The organism is Candidatus Spongiihabitans sp. (assembly GCF_965247905.1).
Classification (GTDB): domain Bacteria; phylum Pseudomonadota; class Gammaproteobacteria; order Arenicellales; family Poriferihabitantaceae; genus Spongiihabitans.
This window is the reverse complement of the sequence record NZ_OZ252047.1, coordinates 1,224,883-1,244,251: the sequence shown is the minus strand read 5'-3', so window position 1 is coordinate 1,244,251 and position 19,369 is coordinate 1,224,883. Positions and strand designations below refer to the sequence as shown.

The 19,369-nt window shown below is 47.6% G+C and carries 25 protein-coding genes; 10 read left to right on the top strand and 15 right to left on the bottom strand.

What is annotated here, in order from left to right; translation table 11 throughout:
* The first annotated feature begins 217 nt into the window (after positions 1-217).
* From ACP158_RS06380 to infA, 3 genes are all read left to right on the top strand, one after another.
* Complete coding sequence (locus ACP158_RS06380) at positions 218-403, top strand: helix-turn-helix domain-containing protein (RefSeq protein ID WP_424948110.1); 186 nt, start codon at positions 218-220, stop codon at positions 401-403.
* Positions 404-558: 155 nt separating this feature from the next.
* Entirely contained in the window at positions 559-1,104 is a 546-nt protein-coding gene (locus tag ACP158_RS06375; RefSeq protein WP_424948109.1) for an IS30 family transposase, read from the top strand.
* Positions 1,105-1,277: 173 nt separating this feature from the next.
* A complete protein-coding gene (gene infA, locus ACP158_RS06370; protein ID WP_423907517.1) occupies positions 1,278-1,496 on the top strand; it encodes a translation initiation factor IF-1 in 219 nt (72 codons plus the stop codon).
* Between the two features lie 11 nt (positions 1,497-1,507).
* Here infA and ftsY read toward each other — a convergent pair whose 3' ends face one another.
* Positions 1,508-2,476: a signal recognition particle-docking protein FtsY gene (gene ftsY / locus ACP158_RS06365; protein WP_424948108.1), complete on the bottom strand. Its 969-nt coding sequence runs from the start codon at positions 2,474-2,476 to the stop codon at positions 1,508-1,510.
* Between the two features lie 122 nt (positions 2,477-2,598).
* On the opposite strand from ftsY, the gene rsmD reads away from it, so the two are divergent.
* The 3 genes from rsmD to ACP158_RS06350 are packed head-to-tail and all read left to right on the top strand — an operon-like array spanning position 2,599 to position 4,030.
* The gene (rsmD, locus tag ACP158_RS06360) at positions 2,599-3,192 is read left to right on the top strand and encodes a 16S rRNA (guanine(966)-N(2))-methyltransferase RsmD (RefSeq protein WP_424948107.1); all 594 of its coding nucleotides are present in this window, start codon (positions 2,599-2,601) and stop codon (positions 3,190-3,192) included.
* Between the two features lie 22 nt (positions 3,193-3,214).
* Positions 3,215-3,721, top strand: a complete 507-nt coding sequence (gene coaD, locus ACP158_RS06355) for a pantetheine-phosphate adenylyltransferase (protein ID WP_424948106.1) — start codon at positions 3,215-3,217, stop codon at positions 3,719-3,721.
* A gap of 51 nt (positions 3,722-3,772) precedes the next feature.
* Positions 3,773-4,030 carry a YfhL family 4Fe-4S dicluster ferredoxin gene (locus ACP158_RS06350; protein ID WP_424948105.1) on the top strand — a complete coding sequence of 86 codons (258 nt, stop codon included), beginning with the start codon at positions 3,773-3,775 and terminating at the stop codon, positions 4,028-4,030.
* Here ACP158_RS06350 and hisC read toward each other — a convergent pair.
* From hisC to ACP158_RS06280, 14 genes are all read right to left on the bottom strand, one after another.
* Complete coding sequence (hisC, locus tag ACP158_RS06345; protein WP_424948104.1) at positions 4,027-5,136, bottom strand: histidinol-phosphate transaminase; 1,110 nt, start codon at positions 5,134-5,136, stop codon at positions 4,027-4,029. The genes ACP158_RS06350 and hisC overlap by 4 nt on opposite strands.
* Before the next feature lie 6 nt (positions 5,137-5,142).
* Entirely contained in the window at positions 5,143-6,477 is a 1,335-nt protein-coding gene (gene hisD, locus ACP158_RS06340; protein ID WP_424948103.1) for a histidinol dehydrogenase, read from the bottom strand.
* A gap of 160 nt (positions 6,478-6,637) precedes the next feature.
* Entirely contained in the window at positions 6,638-7,621 is a 984-nt protein-coding gene (locus tag ACP158_RS06335; protein ID WP_424948102.1) for a DNA-methyltransferase, read from the bottom strand.
* Positions 7,615-8,601 carry a hypothetical protein gene (locus ACP158_RS06330; protein WP_424948101.1) on the bottom strand — a complete coding sequence of 329 codons (987 nt, stop codon included), beginning with the start codon at positions 8,599-8,601 and terminating at the stop codon, positions 7,615-7,617. The genes ACP158_RS06335 and ACP158_RS06330 overlap by 7 nt, the downstream gene beginning before the upstream one ends.
* A 4-nt stretch (positions 8,602-8,605) precedes the next feature.
* Complete coding sequence (locus ACP158_RS06325) at positions 8,606-9,832, bottom strand: TRM11 family SAM-dependent methyltransferase (protein ID WP_424948100.1); 1,227 nt, start codon at positions 9,830-9,832, stop codon at positions 8,606-8,608.
* Between the two features lie 217 nt (positions 9,833-10,049).
* On the bottom strand, positions 10,050-11,333 hold the full coding sequence (gene murA, locus ACP158_RS06320; RefSeq protein ID WP_424948099.1) for a UDP-N-acetylglucosamine 1-carboxyvinyltransferase: 1,284 nt from the start codon (positions 11,331-11,333) through the stop codon (positions 10,050-10,052).
* Positions 11,334-11,654 (bottom strand): non-heme iron oxygenase ferredoxin subunit, encoded by a 321-nt coding sequence (locus ACP158_RS06315; protein ID WP_424948098.1) that lies wholly within the window; start codon positions 11,652-11,654, stop codon positions 11,334-11,336. It abuts the gene before it with no gap.
* Between the two features lie 29 nt (positions 11,655-11,683).
* Positions 11,684-12,028: a DUF59 domain-containing protein gene (locus ACP158_RS06310; RefSeq protein WP_424948412.1), complete on the bottom strand. Its 345-nt coding sequence runs from the start codon at positions 12,026-12,028 to the stop codon at positions 11,684-11,686.
* Between the two features lie 157 nt (positions 12,029-12,185).
* Positions 12,186-13,559: a Fe-S cluster assembly protein SufD gene (gene sufD, locus ACP158_RS06305; RefSeq protein WP_424948097.1), complete on the bottom strand. Its 1,374-nt coding sequence runs from the start codon at positions 13,557-13,559 to the stop codon at positions 12,186-12,188.
* Positions 13,549-14,295 carry a Fe-S cluster assembly ATPase SufC gene (gene sufC / locus ACP158_RS06300; RefSeq protein ID WP_424948096.1) on the bottom strand — a complete coding sequence of 249 codons (747 nt, stop codon included), beginning with the start codon at positions 14,293-14,295 and terminating at the stop codon, positions 13,549-13,551. The genes sufD and sufC overlap by 11 nt, the downstream gene beginning before the upstream one ends.
* A 4-nt stretch (positions 14,296-14,299) precedes the next feature.
* Positions 14,300-14,779, bottom strand: a complete 480-nt coding sequence (locus ACP158_RS06295; protein ID WP_424948095.1) for a hypothetical protein — start codon at positions 14,777-14,779, stop codon at positions 14,300-14,302.
* Positions 14,780-14,894: 115 nt separating this feature from the next.
* On the bottom strand, positions 14,895-15,641 hold the full coding sequence (locus ACP158_RS06290; RefSeq protein ID WP_424948094.1) for a ParA family protein: 747 nt from the start codon (positions 15,639-15,641) through the stop codon (positions 14,895-14,897).
* 17 nt (positions 15,642-15,658) lie between these two features.
* Positions 15,659-17,110, bottom strand: a complete 1,452-nt coding sequence (gene sufB / locus ACP158_RS06285; protein WP_424948093.1) for a Fe-S cluster assembly protein SufB — start codon at positions 17,108-17,110, stop codon at positions 15,659-15,661.
* 23 nt (positions 17,111-17,133) lie between these two features.
* Positions 17,134-17,625, bottom strand: a complete 492-nt coding sequence (locus ACP158_RS06280) for an Rrf2 family transcriptional regulator (RefSeq protein ID WP_424948092.1) — start codon at positions 17,623-17,625, stop codon at positions 17,134-17,136.
* Positions 17,626-17,820: 195 nt separating this feature from the next.
* Here ACP158_RS06280 and ACP158_RS06275 point away from each other — a divergent pair, with 195 nt between their 5' ends.
* The 4 genes from ACP158_RS06275 to ACP158_RS06260 are packed head-to-tail and all read left to right on the top strand — an operon-like array spanning position 17,821 to position 19,329.
* The gene (locus ACP158_RS06275; protein ID WP_424948091.1) at positions 17,821-18,075 is read left to right on the top strand and encodes a tetratricopeptide repeat protein; all 255 of its coding nucleotides are present in this window, start codon (positions 17,821-17,823) and stop codon (positions 18,073-18,075) included.
* The gene (locus ACP158_RS06270; protein ID WP_424948090.1) at positions 17,960-18,607 is read left to right on the top strand and encodes a tetratricopeptide repeat protein; all 648 of its coding nucleotides are present in this window, start codon (positions 17,960-17,962) and stop codon (positions 18,605-18,607) included. Before ACP158_RS06275 ends, ACP158_RS06270 begins: the two co-directional genes overlap by 116 nt.
* Positions 18,600-18,902, top strand: a complete 303-nt coding sequence (locus ACP158_RS06265) for a hypothetical protein (RefSeq protein ID WP_424948089.1) — start codon at positions 18,600-18,602, stop codon at positions 18,900-18,902. The genes ACP158_RS06270 and ACP158_RS06265 overlap by 8 nt, the downstream gene beginning before the upstream one ends.
* The gene (locus ACP158_RS06260; protein WP_424948088.1) at positions 18,877-19,329 is read left to right on the top strand and encodes a S1C family serine protease; all 453 of its coding nucleotides are present in this window, start codon (positions 18,877-18,879) and stop codon (positions 19,327-19,329) included. The genes ACP158_RS06265 and ACP158_RS06260 overlap by 26 nt, the downstream gene beginning before the upstream one ends.
* The last annotated feature ends 40 nt before the right edge of the window (positions 19,330-19,369 follow it).

Here is a 19,369-nt window from a genome sequence, read left to right as displayed (position 1 = left end):
TCTGGTGATAAGTTAATCCTCTTTCCGTTCACTTGAATTTGATTGCTCTCCATGGATGCGTACATAGTATATATCAGTCCCAGATTTTCGTCCATTCCTTGTATGGGTCTGTGAATTCAACTCATAAGTACAATTTAGTGCAATTTCCCCGATGAAGGAAAGGTGAGATGCGGCAGCATCCTGGTTTTCCCATCAATCACTATAAGGAGTTGCCATTATGAAATCCTACACCCATCTCACCCGCCTTCAAAGATACCAGATTGCCAATGGATTAGGGCAAGGATATTCGCAAAAAGTCATCGCTGATATTATCGGCGTAAGCAGTAGCACCCTCAGCCGCGAGATACAGCGCAACCGTGTGCACCACCGCCCGGGGCCAAGCCGGGCGGCTATCGGCCGGTAGCGGCGCACAAGCATGCCCTGGCGCGCCGGGTCGGCAAGATACCTCGATCAGTCGGGAGGACGGGCGTCTATTGAACGGCGGTTGCGGGAGAAGTGGAGTCCGGAACAGATTAATCTGTGGCTTGCGCGGGTCGGTCGGTTGTCGGTCAGTCATGAGTGGATATACCGGTATATTCGCAAGGACAAGGACTATGGTGGAGATTTGTATCCGCCTTTGAGCAGAAGCAGCGAAGGAAACGCGATGGCAGCAACGATAAGCGGGGGTCCATTCCTAATCAGGTGTCGATAGAGCAACGCCCGGCGGTGGTCGAGCAAAGAGCCCGGTTCGGCGATTGGGAGTGGGATACAGTCTATGGGAAAAACAATACCGCCGTTATGCTGACCCGGGTGGATCGGGCTTCGCGGTTTGTGTACCTTGACATCCTACCCAATAGAACGGCGCGTGTGGTGGGTCAGTCGTTGGTCAGCAATCTTGCCCCCATCAAAGATCGGGTGCTCACGTTGACCTCGGACAAGGGTAGCGAATTCACCGATCATGAGGCGGTTGCCGGTGTCCTGAAAAGCGATTTTTACTTCGCCCATCCCTGTGCGCCTTGGGAGCGCGGCACCAATGAGAATACCAATGGACTGATACGGCAGTCCTTTCCCAAGACCTATGATCTTGCGACCATCAAGACCTCGCAACTGGCACGGGTGATGTAGCAACTCAACAACCGACCACGCAAATGTCTTAACATGAAAACGCCCAATCAAGTACTATTCGGCATACCACCCTCTGTTGCACTTCAGGGTTGAATCCACAGACCTATATAATCGATTGCCTTGCGCGCGATTATTCTTTAAACTCCTGCCCTCTTTTAACAACCGATCAAAACATGGCAAAAGAAGAAAGCATTGAAATGGAAGGCACCATCATCGAAGCCTTGCCTAATACTTTGTTCAAGGTAGAGCTTGAAAACGGGCATGAAATTATTGCGCATATTTCCGGGAAAATGCGCAAGCACTACATCCGCATACTGCGCGGCGACAAGGTAACCGTTCAACTTACCCCCTATGACCTGAGCAAAGGTCGCATCACTTTCCGCGCGCGTTAGCGCTCAGTTTTTCAACCACTCGGCAAACAGTCGCCCGGCAACTCCGGCAACAGCGCGGCGATGAATTCATCGGCATCAAACGGACGCAAGTCCTCGGCGCGCTCGCCGACGCCGATGTAGCGGATGGGCAGCCTGAACTTCTCCGCCAATGCGATGACCACGCCGCCGCGCGCAGTGCCGTCTAATTTAGCGATGCACAATCCGGTCAGCGGGATCGTTTTTTGAAAATTTTCCACTTGGGAAATAACATTTTGCCCATTGCCTGCGTCAACGGTAATGAGTACTTCATGGGGAATATCAGGATTGGCTTTTGCCAGAACTGTTTTTATTTTTTTTAATTGCGCCATCAAATCCCCGTGGGTATGTTGCCGTCCTGCAGAATCGATCAACAAATAATCGACCTTCCGCGCACAGGCCGCACTATACGCATCAAAGGCGACCGCCGCCGCATCGGCTCCGTGCGACTGCGCGACCACAGGAATATCCAGTCGCGCGCCCCAGGCCTGAAGCTGTTCGATTGCCGCGGCCCGGAATGTATCGCATGCGGCCATCATCACTTTGCCGCCCATATCCTGGTAGTGTTTAGCCATTTTCGCCAATGTGGTCGTCTTTCCGACCCCATTTACCCCAACCATCAAGATCACCCGAGGCCGATTCGGGCGGGCATTGATTTCCCGGGAATTTATTTCATTGTGCTGGCAGTTGCCAAGCGTCTCCAACATGGTTTCCCGTAATCCCTGAAGTAATTGTTGGGCGGTGGTGTATTTATCTTGTCTGGATTTCCGCCTGAGGCCGGATACCAGTGATTGGCTGGCATGAACGCCAAGGTCAGCCCTTAACAATTGGTCTTCAATGTCCTCGAAAACAGAGTCATGCAGGCCATCCAAGGCCGGACGGCCTTTGAATATGCCTAACAATCCTGTGCATAGGGGTTGTCTGGTGCTGGAAAGTCGTGCAAAAAGTCCTGCGCCTGAAGCCATCGTGTCTTGGTTGGTGGTTAAGTTTTAGTCTTTGTCGCTGCTATTCGATTAGAATGCAACATCGGTATCGTATCATTGCATGAAACAATTCTTCTCAATATTTCTTGTCATTTTTATTCTCCATGAAAAAACCGAGACAAGTCAGGATTATTGCCGGTCAATGGCGACGTCGGCGCATTCGATTTCCTGAGAGTAACGATTTAAGGCCCTCCCCGGATGCGGTGCGCGAAACGCTGTTTAATTGGTTGAGCAATGATTTGGTTGGCAGCGTCTGTCTCGATCTGTATGCCGGCAGCGGCGCGTTTGGTTTCGAGGCCGCTTCTCGCGGCGCATCCAGCGTGGTTATGGTTGAAAGTCATGGCCCGGCAATCAAGCATTTATCCGAGACTCAAAATTTATTAAATGCCCATAGCGTTATCGAAGGCGTTATCGAAATTCGTCACGAAAAAGCATTGCATTATCTGGAATCGGCGGCCCAAAAGTTTGCCCGAAAATTTGACATAGTTTTCATAGATCCGCCGTTCAAAGAGATGAATGCAGGTGAAATATGCCAATCGTTAATTACCCACAACAGGCTGAATAACGGCGCGCTGATTTATATTGAGTCTCGCGCAAAAAAATCACCGGCAAATTCACCCTTACCAATTCCGCCCACTTGGCATATCATCCGAGAATGCCAACGCGGCATGGTGCAATCAACCCTGATCAAAACCTGACTCAAAACCTGATACTTTGAACATGACAAAAATAGCCCAAAAAACAGCCGTGTATCCTGGAACATTCGATCCTGTTACAAATGGACATAGCGACCTGATGATTCGGGCGGCGCGGATGTTTGATCGCGTGGTGTTGGCGATTGCCGATAATCCAGAAAAATTTCCCCTGTTTTCCTTGGACGAACGAATCGAATTGGCTAAAATGGTTTTAAAGGATTCGGGTAACATTGCGGGTAACATTGAGGTCGTGGGATTTCCCGGCCTGCTTATAGATTTCGCCCGCAGTTGTAAGGCCGATGTCATTGTTCGAGGGCTGCGCGCAGTGTCGGATTTCGAGTATGAATTTCAATTGGCATTAATGAACCGCAAACTGGATAACGAAATCGAAACCGTGTTTTTAACGCCCTCCGAAAACCACACTTTTGTTTCAGCAAGCTTGGTAAAGGAAATTGCGCGTTACGGCGGGGACGTCAGCCCGTTTGTGCATAAAGAGGTTTATCGCGCTTTGGTTGAAAAATTTCGTGGCTGAACTTTTGTGATGAATTATTGACCCGCTGGAATTCAGTCAGGATAATTTTCGATGGCGCTATACATAACCGATGAGTGTATCAATTGTGACGTGTGCGAACCGGAATGTCCAAACGATGCAATATATCAAGGGGAAATAATTTACCAAATTGACTGGCAGCTATGCACCGAATGCGTTGGCCATTTCGAAACCAGCCAATGCGTGGAAGTTTGTCCGGTAGCATGTATTCCGCTCGACCCAAGCCACGTTGAATCGCGCGACCAACTCCACCAAAAATACGAACACTTAACCCGCAACAACGCGGCTTAATCGTCGGCCATGCTGCTTTTTAGCGCGGCGATAAACTCGCGGTTTTCGTCCGGCGTGCCGATGGTGACGCGCATGGCGTTTTTTAGGGGATTTTCGGGCAACGATTGTTGATGGAGATTTTTAATCAAAACCCCTTTTTCCCGCAAACTTTCGAAGAACTTGTCCGGGTTTTGTTGAACTCTAAAAAACAGAAAATTTGCCTCGCTGGGAAAGGTTTCAATGCCGGAAATCCTGCTCATCTCCTGGAAAACCCAGTTACGGTCTGCCCTTATTTGCTCGGCTTGTCGTTGTAGAATGTCGTGGTGCTGCAAATAAAATTGCGCGCTGGCCTGGCTCAAAATATTGCTGTTGTACGGCAATCGCAATTTCTCCATTTGCTCGGTCCACTCCGGGTTGCCGATCATCATGCCCAGGCGCAATCCCGCGAGCCCGCTTTTTGACATGGTTCTCAACACGATGAGATTGGGGTAGGTCGCAATTTCGTTCACGAATGATTTTTGGCAAAACGCAAAATAGGCTTCGTCCAGCACTACCAAGCCCGGCGCGTTGTTTAGAACTTGTTTGATGGTAGTCGAGTCAAAGCAGTTGCCGGTGGGATTGTTCGGGTAGGCGAGGAAAACACAAGCCGGCTTATGGCGGGCAATGGCGTCGAGCAACGCGTCGCGGTCGAGGCTGAAGTCATTGCGCAGCGGCACGCCGACGAACTCGCTGGCGGTGGTCACGGCGATTAACTTGTACATGGAGAAGGTCGGGGTCGGCGCGAGGAGGACGCGGTCGGTGCCGCCGACCAGCATGGCGATGATCTGAATCAACTCATCGGAGCCGTTGCCTAACATCAACCCACATTCATCGGGGATGGAAAAACAACTACGAAACAACACTTTCAACTCAGCGCCATCCGGATCAGGATAGCGGTTAACCGCCACCTCGCCGAGGCGCGCGAGCCATTCGCGCTGCAACTGCGCCGGCAACTGATATGGGCTTTCCATTGCATCCAGCTTGATCAGCCCGGTTGAAGACGGCACCCGGTACGCCTGCATGGCGCGCACCTCGGCGGTCACCCATTTATCGATGGCTGCTTTTGCGTTGTTGTTTGAATCAGGCATCAGGCTTTAGGCATCAGGCTTCGGTGTCAGGCGATATTGTGCCGCTCGCCGATGCGCGGTCAACCCTTCGCAATTTGCAAGAACCGCAGCGATTTTCGCCATCTCGTGCGCGCCCGCCGCCGACGCTTGTATGATGCTGCTGCGCTTTTGAAAATCGTAAACGCCCAATGGCGAACTAAACCTCGCCGTCCCGGCCGTGGGTAATACATGACTAGGCCCTGCACAATAGTCTCCCAATGCCTCGGCGCTATATTTGCCAACGAAAATAGCGCCGGCGTGGCGTACTTGTCCTAACAGCGCTGGCGCATCTTTCACCATCAGTTGTAAATGTTCCGGGGCAATGCGATTAGAAATCTCCGCCGCCTGGTTTAACGAATCAACTAAAATAAGTGCGCCTTGCGCGTTCAGGGATTTTTCAATGATTTTCCTGCGTTCCATTTCGGGCAAAAGCCGCGCGACCGATGTTTGTATTTTCTCGACCATTGATTGCGATGTTGTGATTGCGATAGATTGCGCCAGCTCATCGTGCTCGGCCTGGGCGAACAAATCCATCGCCACCCAATCCGGGTCGGCGGCTTCATCGCAAATAATCAACACTTCCGAAGGCCCGGCGATCATATCGATGCCGACATCGCCGAATACCATTTTCTTGGCGGTGGCGACATAGATATTGCCGGGGCCGACGATTTTATCGACTCTGGGAATGGTTTCCGTTCCATACGCCAGCGCGGCGATGGCTTGCGCCCCACCTATGGTAAATATGCGATCAACCCCGGCAATCGATGCGGCGGCAATAACCGCAGAGTCAACCTCTGCATTTGGAGTTGGAACGGTCATGATAATTTCCCCGACGCCGGCGACCTTGGCGGGAATGGCGGTCATCAACACCGACGATGGATACGCCGCCTTGCCGCCGGGGACATAGACACCAATTTTATCCAAAGCAGTGATATTTTGCCCGAGGCGAGTGCCGTTTGATTCGGTATAACGCCATGACTGTTGTACTTCTTTTTGGTGGAACGCGCGAATTCGAATCGCTGCGGCGCGCAACGCTGCGGTTATCTGATCATCAACGTTTGCGATGTGCGCGTTTATTGCGGCGCTGGACAACTCCAGTTGGGAGGCTTGCGTTGCCTCCAGATGATCTAATTTACGGGTGTAGTGCATGACCGCGTCATCGCCGCGGGCGCGCACCGCGGCGATGATCGTCCTGACGATGCTGTCCACGGAGTCATCATCGCTGGCGCCAGCACCGGGGTCGCCAGCATCGAGACGGTGCGCCAATAACTTGTTCAGTTCGGCGTCAAAGTTTTTATCGGCGAATCGTAGTTCTAATAACATGACAGAAAAATAGCGGGGTCAGGCCGCCGCAGACTGGGTGAATGCATAAATACGAAATGCAGGTATTGTGTCCCCAAAATTGTGATGCAAATGCCTTACGCATAGATGCTGATCGCGGCCATCATCAAACATCGGTTTAATGGCGTAATTGCCAATCCGCTCAATTTGGTCCTGGTTTTTCGATTGAGATTGATTTCGGTCGAGCTCTATGTCGTGAAAAGGGAAGGGTTAAGGGGGTTTTTTTTGCTTCAAGCTTGATTTTCACAAAATCAATATCTTTTATATTTGTTGGAATCTCGAAATGGCTTGATAAATTTAACCAATCTTTATCTCTTAATGTTCTTACTTCCCCTAAATGAAAACTTACCCATGTTTTGCCAATATGAGAGTCGGCTTTTACCTTCTTTAGGTTATTTTCACTTATTTCTTTATAATCACCATCTAAATCAAACCCGATATAATTTCTTCCTAATTTTTTAGCCGCGACTGCTGTAGTTCCGGTTCCCACAAACGGATCCAAAACAACATCGCCCTCATCTGTTGTCATCAAAACCAGCCTTTCTAATAAAGCAACCGGTAATTGACAAGGGTGTTCGTCCCTATACTTATTGTGTTTGATCCTATGAATATCAGTCCAAACATCAGAAGTTAATGGGCCAAATGGATGCAATCCCGCCTTTTTGCCTCCATAATCTTTTCTTAAGTAATCTGATTTTCTTTCCCTTTCATGAGGCATTCTAATCTCGTTGATTTTGGCTTGTTGCAAGTCTTTTACATAAAAAAGAATGCCGTAATGTCCTGGTTGCAAACTTTTTCCCATTGGAGAAGTTGGAGCATGCCAAGCAATCCAGTGCTTGAAATCAGCATATTCATTTAAAAACCGCGTATAAAACGAAAGCCACTTTGGAATATTATGAACAAGAATTGAGCCACTTGGTTTAGTTATTCTGATCATTTCGCCAATCCATTTATCGCACCAATCGAGGTAATCCTTGAATTCCAGATTGTCTTGGTATCCGTTATATTTTTTCTTCAAATTGAAAGGCGGGTCTGCAAAAGTCACATCAATAGAATCATTCGGAATTTTTTGCAACAAGCTCAGACAATCACCCGTTATAATACGATTTAAGTATTTTTTTAGCACTGCGGTTGCCCATTAAAAATGCTATTAATCAATTGCTCGAATCTCATTAACTCTTCCTCATGAAAAGTAAAAACATCCTCATAAGCATTAACCATTCTCTGCAAATCTCCTGGGCGGACATACCAACCAATACCATCCACAAAACCGATGAACTGCGCTCTTGGATAATGCTCTTTAAGAAGAGAATTAATAGAAATCTCTGTTTTTGATTTATCACCTTGTCCAGACGAAGTTGTCACCAAAAATGAACTTTCGATTATAACGAGTGGGCTTTCCTTGTTTGGAATAATAAAATCCATTGTTCTTTTGTTATCTGGCGCATTTTCTACCAGTTCTCCCAATTCTCCCTTTTGAAAAGGGACGCAAAGAGTTTCCAGTATATTTGCAATTAGAGTTTCCGGGTTGTTTTCCCCCGTTGCCGAATAACTTCCTTTTTCTTTATAACGAATAAGTGTATCGATCATCTCCCCAAGCTCAAACCGAAGTTTGGATATACTCAATTTTTTGAGTTCAAATAATGGAATCGTCCGTGCCAAAAACGGGATGCTTGAACCTTCAAAGAAAATATTTACAATCCCTTTTCTGAAACTTGTATTGGTGAGAATCATGGATGAAATTTTACTATCGGACCATTCTTTTAAGTTTTTGGTGTTATCCTTTTCGTGCCATGCGCTTTTAAGAATAAGTTTATCTAACTCTGGATCATCTACTATTCTTGATATTGTTATAAGACGCTTTAGGGTCTCATTAGAAAGACCTGTCAATGCTAACAACGCGCGCAAGCCATATTCTTTTTCCAAAAGCAAATCTTCAAAAATTTCTTTTTTAAGCCCTTCATTTTCAACAGTGTTTTTTATAACCAAAAGAGTTTCTTTAATAGAAGTTAGATAACCTTCATAATTTTGTTCGAAAATGGGGTTGGAAAAATAAAAAGTGTTTTTTTCCATGACTGTTTGAAATTTTTGGTTCGCTGTTTTCATGATTTTATTTTTTATTGGTAAAAAACAAAATAGATTCGCTCTTCATCGTGTTTTGTAGCCCTCGAATTGGCTTTAGTATTTCAAAATCAAACTTAAGTTCTTGGTTTTTTGCCAACTCAATTATATTTTTCTGCAAGTTTACGCCGTCAGTTTGAATATCGTTAGTGCCAATGATAATTATAATCGGAGCGCCCTTTTTGGAAACTCGCCCCATCTCTTTAATTGCTTGCTCCATTTTTGAAAAATATATTTCCAACTTATTGCTTACTCCACGTCCTTGTAAGCCAATCATTTCAGTTCTTAAGTCGTCAAGGCTGTGGCCAAGATATTCAAGTTGAGGTTGATCGTTTTTTAGATAATCAATGGCGAATGAATATGGTGGAGATGTGATTATTGCGTCAACACTATCATCGTCAATAGATAACTCCAAAACACTCCCTTTAATGATCTTGCTTTGCCCAATATCCAAATCCATTTCTTTCTTTGCTGTCTGAAAGTGTTTTATTGTCGCAATATAACGCTCTAAAACGCGTGGAAAAAGCATGTCAATAGAAGATTTGCTACGGTCAGCAAAACCCATCGTATCGAGAAATGCCAATAGGACTATTTCGTAATATTTTCTTTTTTCACTATTTTCGTCGTTAGTAAAATATTTTGGAACTTTTTCTTTTTTCAATTTCTCCAGTATCTCTTGCGGCTTGATGGCAATCGATTCTAAAATCATGGGATCCAAATCTAACGCGAATGTTTTCACTTTTCCCATCAGCTCACAAAAAGGGCTTAAATCTATGGAAATTGCATCAATACCAAGCAAATTCGCCTCAACCGCAACCGTTGAACTGCCAGCCATTGGATCAAGCACAATATGCCCGGGTTTAATTCGCTGAATGTTTAACAATGCTCTAATCAACTGTGGATGAAATTTTCCACGATACGGAAAAAGGCCATGTGTTGCATAGCCTGTTGAGTATTTACCGCTCAAAAAGAAAACTTTGGTCCTGAAAGAACTGTTTTTGTGAACATCTTCAAGATTTTGAAGGTTACATGTTCGAAAATGAGCCGTTTCTTTTCCATCAACCAACTGAAAATAAGCACTCCTGTCGACCAATTCCTTTTTTGACAAAGTTTCATATTCCCATAAAGCCAAGTCTAACTCAAAAATCTCATCAGTTCCGTCAACAAGGCGAAAATCCTTATTGAACAACCTATTTAGTAAAGGTGTGTGTTTCATATAATGCTTTACAATCCTTTCAAATTTTGACTTGATATTTTAGTCTATAAAAACTTAGCGGGCAAATCGCATCGCCATATCGTCGCTACCGCCAGCGACCACATGGAAAACACCGTAACCATCCAGGCCTTGTCAGATTGATTAACCAAACGAAATCCGAAATAAGCAGTTTGATCCTCCGCTAGTTACTGATTGGCCTGCTACAGTTGATTGCCAATCAGGCGGTATTTTGGTTTATGTAATGACCCGGTACGCGACGAACGCTTGCGCCAATTTGTGACAATTTTTCTTCGATGCAATCGTAACCACGGTCAATATGATAAATACGATCTATAATGGTGTCGCCATCGGCGATTAACCCGGCCAAAACCAAACACGCCGAGGCGCGCAAATCCGTTGCCATAACCGGCGCGCCGTGGAGTCTTTCGACGCCCTGAACAATCGCTGTGTTGCCGTCCAATTCAATGTTCGCGCCCATGCGTTGCAGTTCGTGAACATGCATATAGCGATTTTCAAACACAGTCTCAACCACGGTTGCGCTTCCTTCGGCAATGGCATTGAGCAACACAAACTGCGCCTGCATATCGGTCGGAAAAGCGGGATAAGGCGCGGTACGAATGTTGACTGATTTTATCGGACCCTCTGGCGCCTTGAGGTAAATCCAATTATCCCCAGTTTCAATATATGCGCCCGCTTCCCGTAACTTGTCCAGCACGGCTTCAAGTTGTTCGGGGACGACATCCTTGACTTTTATTTCACCATGAGAAATTGTTGCTGCAACTAAAAAGGTTCCCGCTTCGATTCGGTCGGGTATGACTCGATGTTTCGCGCCGCCAAGTTTTTCAACGCCTTCAATGGTAATTTTGTCCGATCCGGCCCCTTGCACTTTTGCGCCCATCGCATTTAAGCAATCCGCCAGGTCAACAACTTCGGGCTCTCTTGCCGCATTCTCTATGGTCGTTAACCCCTCTGCGAGGGTCGCCGCCATCATCAAGTTTTCGGTGCCGGTGACGGAGTTTAAATCCATGAATATCCGCGCTCCTTTTAGCCGGTCCGCCTTGGCTTTGATATATCCGCCGGCGATGGTTATTTCAGCGCCTAATGCTTCGAGTCCCTTAATGTGCAAATTCACCGGCCGTGAGCCGATAGCACAGCCGCCCGGTAGCGAAACTTCCGCTTCTCCGAATCGAGCAACCAATGGACCAAGCACCAGAATTGAGGCGCGCATGGTCCTGACTAATTCATAAGGCGCGACCACGTTGCGCACGCCTGAGGCGTCCGCTTCAATGGATAATTTTTCATCCACCTGCAACTTAACCCCCAATTGACCGAGCAGTTCCATGGTGGTAGTGATGTCGTGCAGGTGGGGGATGTTGCTGATAGTGAGCGTTTGTTCGGTCAGCAACGAGGCGATCATCACTGGCAACGCGGCGTTTTTCGCGCCGGAAATTCGCACCTCGCCCCTCAGCGGCCCTCTGCCAGTGGCTATGAGTTTATCCATTCAATCCCAACGGTCGTCTTTAACCTGCACCACCCCATTGACCACCTGCAGCGGAAATGTGTCAATCGGTTCATAAGCAGGCGGCGCCGCGACTTGCCCGGTTTTAATATTAAATTGCGCGCCATGTCGAGGGCATTCAATATTCTCCCCGATCACGCAACCGCTGGCGATCTCGCTGCCATCGTGGGTGCATACATCTTCAAGCGCGTAAAACTCGCCATCGAGGTTGAAAATGACAATCATGGCATCGTCCACCTCAACGACAATGTGTTTTCCGGGTTTTAATTTCTCCGCCTTGACGGCGCTAATCCATTCACTCATTTCGGGACTATATCAGACCTATATCAGGACTATATTAGGCCCAATTCCAAACGCGCCGCCTCGTTGATTAATGCTTGGGTCCATGGCGGGTCCCATACTAATTCCACGGCCGCGCCCTTAATCCCCGGAACCAGGGCCACGGTTCGTTCAACCATGCCGGGAAATGTAGCCGCCACCGGACAGCCCGGCGCGGTCAGGGTCATGTCAATATCCGCAAAGGCATCGTGAATATCCACTTTGTAAATCAACCCAAGGTCATAAATATTCACCGGAATCTCAGGATCGTAAACCGTTTTCAATGCCTCGACCACGCGCTCCGCCAACTCTTCTTCGGTTGCCGTGGGTAAATCGTCTGTATCGACTAGCGCATCAATCGGTTGGCCCGGTTGGCCACTCGATTGGCCGCTCGGTTTTCCACTCGGGTTTTCTGCGCCATTATCCGCATTAAACTGCTGCATGATTTCGGCTTTCCGCTGTTCAAGTTGCGGATCAAAATTTACTCGTTTCATGGCTAATAATTTGAATAAATAATTAAATTTCGTGGATTAACTGGCTGGCCAGGGTTTTTTCTAAAGCATCCCGCAAAGGTACAATATCAATCTGATGCAACACTTCGTTTGCAAAAGCATAGGTTAATAATGCACGCGCATCGGCTTCATCGATTCCGCGCGCGCGTAAATAGAACAAGGAATCCTCATTGAGTTGCCCAATGGTCGCGCCATGAGAGCATTTAACGTCATCGGCGTAAATTTCCAGTTGCGGCTTGGTGTCGATTTCCGCATCCCGGGACAACAGCAATGTATTGTTGGCTTGATGCGCATCGGTTTTTTGCGCGCCCGGAGCGACTTTGATGCGGCCGTGAAATACCGCTCTGGAGCGTTGCTCCAGCACCCCTTTATACAGCTCATTGCTGGTGCAGTTTTCGGCTTGGTGAACCATTGTAGTATGGTTATCAACATGTTGCTTACCTGACAAACTATACACCCCCAGCATGTCGCAATGCGCGCCCGGGCCATTCAAATCAACCCGTAAATCGTTTCTTACCAAGCCGCCGCCGAGGGTAATTGTGCGGCAACTAAAGCGGCTACCTGCAGCTTGTTTTACCCACACGCCGCACACCTGATACGCGCGTGATGATTGCGTCTGAATAATATAATAATCAATTTCCGCTCGCTGTTCGACAATAATCTCGGTTGTACTATTGGTCAGGGTATGCGCGGCGCTATTGGAGATGTAGCGCTCGATAAACTGCGCCTTGCTACCCTTGCCCGCGATGATCAGATTTCTCGGCATGGATGCTGCCATGTCGGTTTGGCTGAGAAAAATCAATTCGATCGGCTTTTTTATTTCGGCGCCCGGCTCGGTTTTAATCACCACGCCGTCTTCGTTCAGCGCGCCATTCAATGCGGTGAATCCATGCCCGTTTTTTTTCATCACGCTGCCAAAATATTGCTCCGCCAAGCCGGGGTCATGGGTCAGGACCTCCGCTAGCGAGCGCACAGAAATACCCTTATTCATGTCCATCTTTGATTGCTTTTGATGCAGATGACCATCGACAAATACAATTTGATGACTATCGAGCGCCGGGATTTTGAACGCGGCGACATTAACATCGCGGGCAGCATCTCGTGCTTCGTGGGCAACATCGCGGCGCGGCGCGGGCACCACATTGAAGTTTTTACCGGTGATCAATCGCAACGGCGTATACCGCCAATCCTCGTCGCGCTGGGTTGGAAATCCGATTTTGCGGAATCGCGCCAGATATTTTTTGCGCTGGTCGTCAAACCACGCGACCTCCATCCCCGGCAAGCCTGAGCCAAAACCTGAGCCAAAACCTGAGTTAAGCCGCGCGAACTGCTCGAGGTAATACGCGGTATCGGCTGCGGCAACGGTGTCAGGCTGCATCTTCAATCCAACGATAGCCTTTGTCTTCCAACTCCAGCGCCAGCGATTTATCGCCGGAGCGCACGATCTTTCCGCTGTGCAGCACATGCACAAAATCCGGCACGATGTAGTTGAGCAGGCGTTGATAATGGGTCACCACGATCATGGCGCGCTCCTTGTGCCGCAAAGTGTTGATGCCATGCGCGACGATTTTCAGCGCATCAATATCCAGCCCCGAATCGGTTTCATCGAGCACGCTCAGATAAGGTTCCAACAACGCCATTTGCAAAATCTCATTGCGTTTTTTCTCGCCGCCGGAAAAGCCTTCATTGACCGCGCGATACAAAAACTCCTGCTTCATTTCCACCAACGCCGCTTTCTCCTTGATCAGTTTAAGAAAGGTCACCGCATCCAATTCTTCTTCGCCGCGATGCTTGAGCACCGCATTAATCGATGCTTTCAGTAAATACAAATTGGTCACGCCGGGAATTTCCGCAGGATATTGGAACGCTAGAAACAACCCTTCGCGCGCTCGAATTTCCGGTGCCATTTCCAGTAAATCCTGGCCGCGATACCGAACACTGCCCGAAGTGACTTCGTGGTTTTCCCGCCCCGCCAACACATTGGCAAGAGTGCTTTTCCCCGAGCCATTCGGCCCCATGATGGCATGCACCTCGCCAGCCGCAACCTCCAGACTGACGCCGTTGAGGATGGGTTTGTTGTCGACACTGACGTGAAGGTTGTTGATGGTTAGCATTGCCTCAGCTTCCAAACTGTTTTTCCTCTTCGGCAACGCGAGACATCTTGCGAATATTCTCGGTCAGCATCACACTCTGGCGCAGTCGCGTGATGATGTTCATGATCAATTCCGTCTTGGGTGGCAACTTTGTGTTGGTCATGCCAAATTCCCGTGCGATGGGAGTGAGTCCGTGCTTCATCGTCATCGCGCGCAATTCCGCGTCAATGGGCTTTTTGTCAATGAGGCATTGGGTAAGTCTGTCGATCGTTTGACGCGCTTGAGTTTCGCTCATTGTTGGTGTTTTTTCCGCACGCCTTTCCCGCCCGGCGCTCGCATCGCTCAACTTCGCGCTTCGCTTTTCTGGCAGAATTAAATCAATCCGCCGCTCAATCCGCCTGACTTGCTGCGAGAGGCCAACCAGCACATTTTTGAGGTCGGTGACTTCATTAGCCAACCTCTCGATGTATTCGGTCTTGTCGCCCCAAAAATTGTCGGTTGTCATTTCAATTTACCTCCGGATTCTTCCCAAAGATTTATAAAATCGTCAATATGTTCACTTGGAGTTTTGCGATTTGTGATAGCGTTCCCTATTGCAACACGATTTAGTAAGTAGGTATTTAGGAAACGCACATCAATACCCGGTATTTCGTTCGCCTTTTCACAAGACTCTCTGATTTCTGCCATCCTAGAATGTGCTTGATATGTCGGTTCAGACCCAAAATTCTTCCACGACGTCGGCACACGATTAGCAAAAACCGCAATTTTAGGGAACGGGTGGATTTCGATGCTGTTTTGCACCCTTTCATCAACAAATCAACTCCTTTGACTGCAAAAAAATCAGGATTCACTGGTATCAAAACCAAGTCACAACAAGTCAGTACACTGTAAGAAAGCGGCGTGAAAGAAGGCGGACAATCAAAAATGACATAGTCATAATCGGGGAACTTAGATGAATTTACTATCTTCTCAAGAATGCGCCTTATAAACACCCTCCCCCTTTCAGGATCAAAAGAATCCAATCCCACCCAATAAAGATCATTCATAGCAGGAACGAAATGATACTTACTGTTTATCTGATAGATAAAATTCTCATCAGGTTGAAATTTGAATTCTCCGGTTTGGTGCAGAAATTGATTAAGGGCGGCGTGAATTGTGTTTTTCTGTTCTTCACTATTCTTTTTCCAAAGCGTAAATTCATCGCGCCGCTGACCAAATTCAATAGACTGAGTAAGCGATGCTTGTGCATCCAGGTCAAACAGCAAAATGTTGGAACCCTCTCGTTGGGACAACACATCACCCAAACACCAAGTAATCGTTGTCTTGCCGACACCACCTTTAAAGTTAATAGTCGCTATGGTTTTCATCTCTTGCCTCCTCGCGCTCAGCCCACCGACCCTTCCAAACTAATGCCTAATAGTTTTTGCGCTTCAACCGCAAACTCCATGGGCAATTCTCTGAAAACGTCCTTGCAGAATCCATTCACGATCATGGAGATGGCGTCTTCTTCCGACAAGCCGCGTTGACGGCAGTAAAATAATTGATCTTCGCCGATGCGCGAGGTAGTCGCTTCGTGCTCAACGATTGCGGTTGGATTTTTAACCTCCATATAAGGAAAAGTATGGGCCCCGCATTTATCGCCCATCAGCAATGAATCGCACTGCGAATAATTACGTGCATTTTCCGCGCCCTTAACCACCTTGACTAATCCGCGATAAGAATTTTGTCCATGTCCGGCGGAAATGCCTTTTGAAATAATCGTGCTTTTTGCGTTCTTGCCGATATGCACCATCTTGGTGCCGGTATCCGCTTGCTGATAATTATTGGTCAGCGCCACCGAGTAAAACTCGCCGATAGAGTTGTCGCCTTCGAGCAATACGCTGGGGTATTTCCAGGTAATCGCCGAGCCGGTTTCTACTTGAGTCCATGAAATTTTGGCGTCGTCGCCGCGGCATGCGCCGCGCTTGGTCACGAAGTTATAAATACCGCCCTTGCCGTTTTCATCGCCGGGATACCAGTTCTGCACGGTGGAGTATTTTATTTCGGCGCCTTTCAAGGCGATGAGTTCGACTACCGCCGCATGCAATTGATTTTCATCGCGCTGCGGCGCGGTGCAGCCTTCCAGATAACTCACATAACTATCTTCCTCGGCGATGATCAGGGTTCGTTCAAACTGCCCGGTGTTCATCGCATTGATGCGGAAGTAGGTCGACAATTCCATCGGGCAACGCACGCCCTTTGGAATATAAACAAATGAGCCTTCGCTGAATACTGCGGAATTTAGCGCGGCATAATAGTTATCGCCCGACGGCACCACAGAACCGAGATACTGTTTCACCAATTCAGGATGATCTTTCAGCGCTTCCGATAACGGACAAAAAATAACCCCTGACTCGGACAGCGTCTTTTTAAACGTAGTGACTACCGACACGCTATCAAATACCGCATCCACCGCCACCTTGACCCCGGCCAGCATTTTTTGTTCGTCAATGGGAATGCCCAGCTTTTCATAGGTCTCGATCAGCTTCGGGTCGACTTCATCCAGACTGCCCAGCAGCTGTTTCTGTTTGGGCGCGGAATAATAACTAATCTCCTGAAATTCCACCGGCGGGTAATTCAAATGCGGCCACTCCGGCGATTTCATTTTCAACCAATGCCGATAGGCGCCTAACCGCCATTCCAGCAGAAATTCCGGCTCCTCTTTTTTGGCGGAGATAATGCGAATCACCTCTTCGTTCAGCCCAGGAGGCAGCGTATCCGCATCAATATCGGTAATAAAACCTTCTTTATAGTCGCGCTGAACTAAAGAGGCGATTTCTTGTTCTGTGCTGGTCATTGCAAATGATTCCTTAGTTTAAATTATGAAGTGATTACGTTGGTCGAACTTTCCAAAATGGGCAAGTTCACGAACTGTGAATGGCCGGATTCATCAGTGTGCGGTTGATCGATCCCGCTTTGTCGCATCAACTGACCCAGTCTTATGCCTGCCAAAAACAGATACAGTTGATCGCTCAATTCACTCCACAAATCGTGCGACAGGCAGCGCTTGCCATCGTGGCAGTTTTCCGCGCCGTCGCATTGGGTGATATCGAGCGGCTCATCCACCGCAACCACAATATCGGCCATGCTGATTTGATCAACATCTTTTGCCAGCCTATATCCGCCGCCCGGCCCGCGCACGCCAGTCACCAGATCAGATTTCCGCATTTTGGAAAACAACTGCTCCAGATAGGACAGTGAAATCCCTTGATTATCTGATATACTTTTCAACGTAACCGGCCCATTGCGCTGGTTAATTGCCAGATCAATCATTGCGGTAACGGCATATCGGCCTTTGGTTGTCAGATGCATTCGGCTTTCAAAACAATCGCATAATCTCTAATACCTACTATTCTACTTGGTTTTTACTTTCAACGCAATCTTTCAGCACAATGAGGCCAAAAAAAATCGGCCGGTCACTTGCCGCTTTCGGCATAATCGCCCTGTGGAAACGCCTGCCACTCAAGGCGGCGGTTTCTTAACTATTCTGCCGATGGAGGCAATTCGATGAATAAAATCTATTTTTTGTTGTTACTCGGTTTTGCTGTGCTCGGCACTGCTCCGAGTATTGCAGACTCTGGCTACGAACCATTCACTCCTGAAGAAGTTGAAATAGAACGCAAAGCAGCGAAGCAAGGGAACAGGGATGCGCAATATAACTTGGGCTACGTCTACTATTACGGTGAAGGTGTTGCGCAAGACTACCAAAAAGCAATGCATTGGTATCGCAGATGCTCAAAATTACCTCGGTGTGATGTATAATAATGGAGATGGCGTTTCTGAAAACAATGTGGAAGCCGCGAAATGGTATCGCAAGGCCGCCGAGCAAAGCAATGCATGGGGTGAGTTCAATCTTGGCTGGATGTATGACAATGGAAGTGGCGTCCCTAAAGATAAACTTGAAGCAATCCGCTGGTATCGCAAGGCGGCAGAACAGGGAAATGCGTTTGCACAAAACAATTTGGGGGATGCATATTATTTCGGTGAGGGTATTGCCAAAGATTGGCTCGAAGCAGTGCGCTGGTATCGCAAGGCGGCGGAACAAGGGAATCCAGACGGGCAATATAATTTGGGGTATATGTTTTATAATGGTGAAGGTATCGCCAAAGATCAGCAGGATGGGGTGCGCTGGTATAGCAAAGCATCGGAACAAGGGCAACCCAACGCACAAAATGCGTTGGGTGTTGCGTATTGGGAAGGCGAAGGCATTGCCAAGAATGCAAGTGAGGCATATATTTGGTGGTCTATTGCAAAAACAAACGGCAATGGAAGATGCTGTTACGAATTTGCGTGAAGATTGGAGTGCTTATTTATCACAAATCGAAATTCGCAATGCCAAAAAAGAAATTGCGCGACGAGGAGGCGCAAGTGAATCTTATCAAGAAACACTTGTGGAAACATCTTCTACTGCTGGAAAGATCGTTATTGCGGTTGCACCAAAAACTACAAATACTGCCGCAAGAGTATTTGAAAAAGTATGGAGATCAGTGGTGGTAATACACAATGGATATAGTCAAGGCAGTGGTGTAATTATTCGTCCCAATATCTATTCGTCCCAATATCGTGGCGACAAATTGCCATGTAATTGATCGGCGTGATGATATTATTGTTTATAAATCACATAATCGCCGAGCGGATACAGATACCGCCTTTCCAGCAACGATTCTTCATTCGAATGAAGATAAAGATTTTTGCTTGTTGAATGTTAACCGATTAGCAGGGATTCCTACGGCGATTCGTCGATATAATACCCTCAAAGTAGGAGAAACTACTTATGCATTAGGTGCCCCCGATGGGTATGATTTATCACTATCCGATGGCCTTATTTCACAACTGCGAGAATGGGACGGCAATCAGTTTATACAAACCAATGCAGCCATATCACCTGGCTCATCTGGTGGTGGATTATTCGATAGTGAAGGGAATCTAATCGGCATTACGACAGAAAAAATTGCTGATGTGGAAGTTGAAGGAATCGGCTTTGCTATTCCTGCTGATTTGGTTTTGGAGTATTGAAATTCCCGCAACCGCTTTGACCTTAGGGCAAGGATTGGTA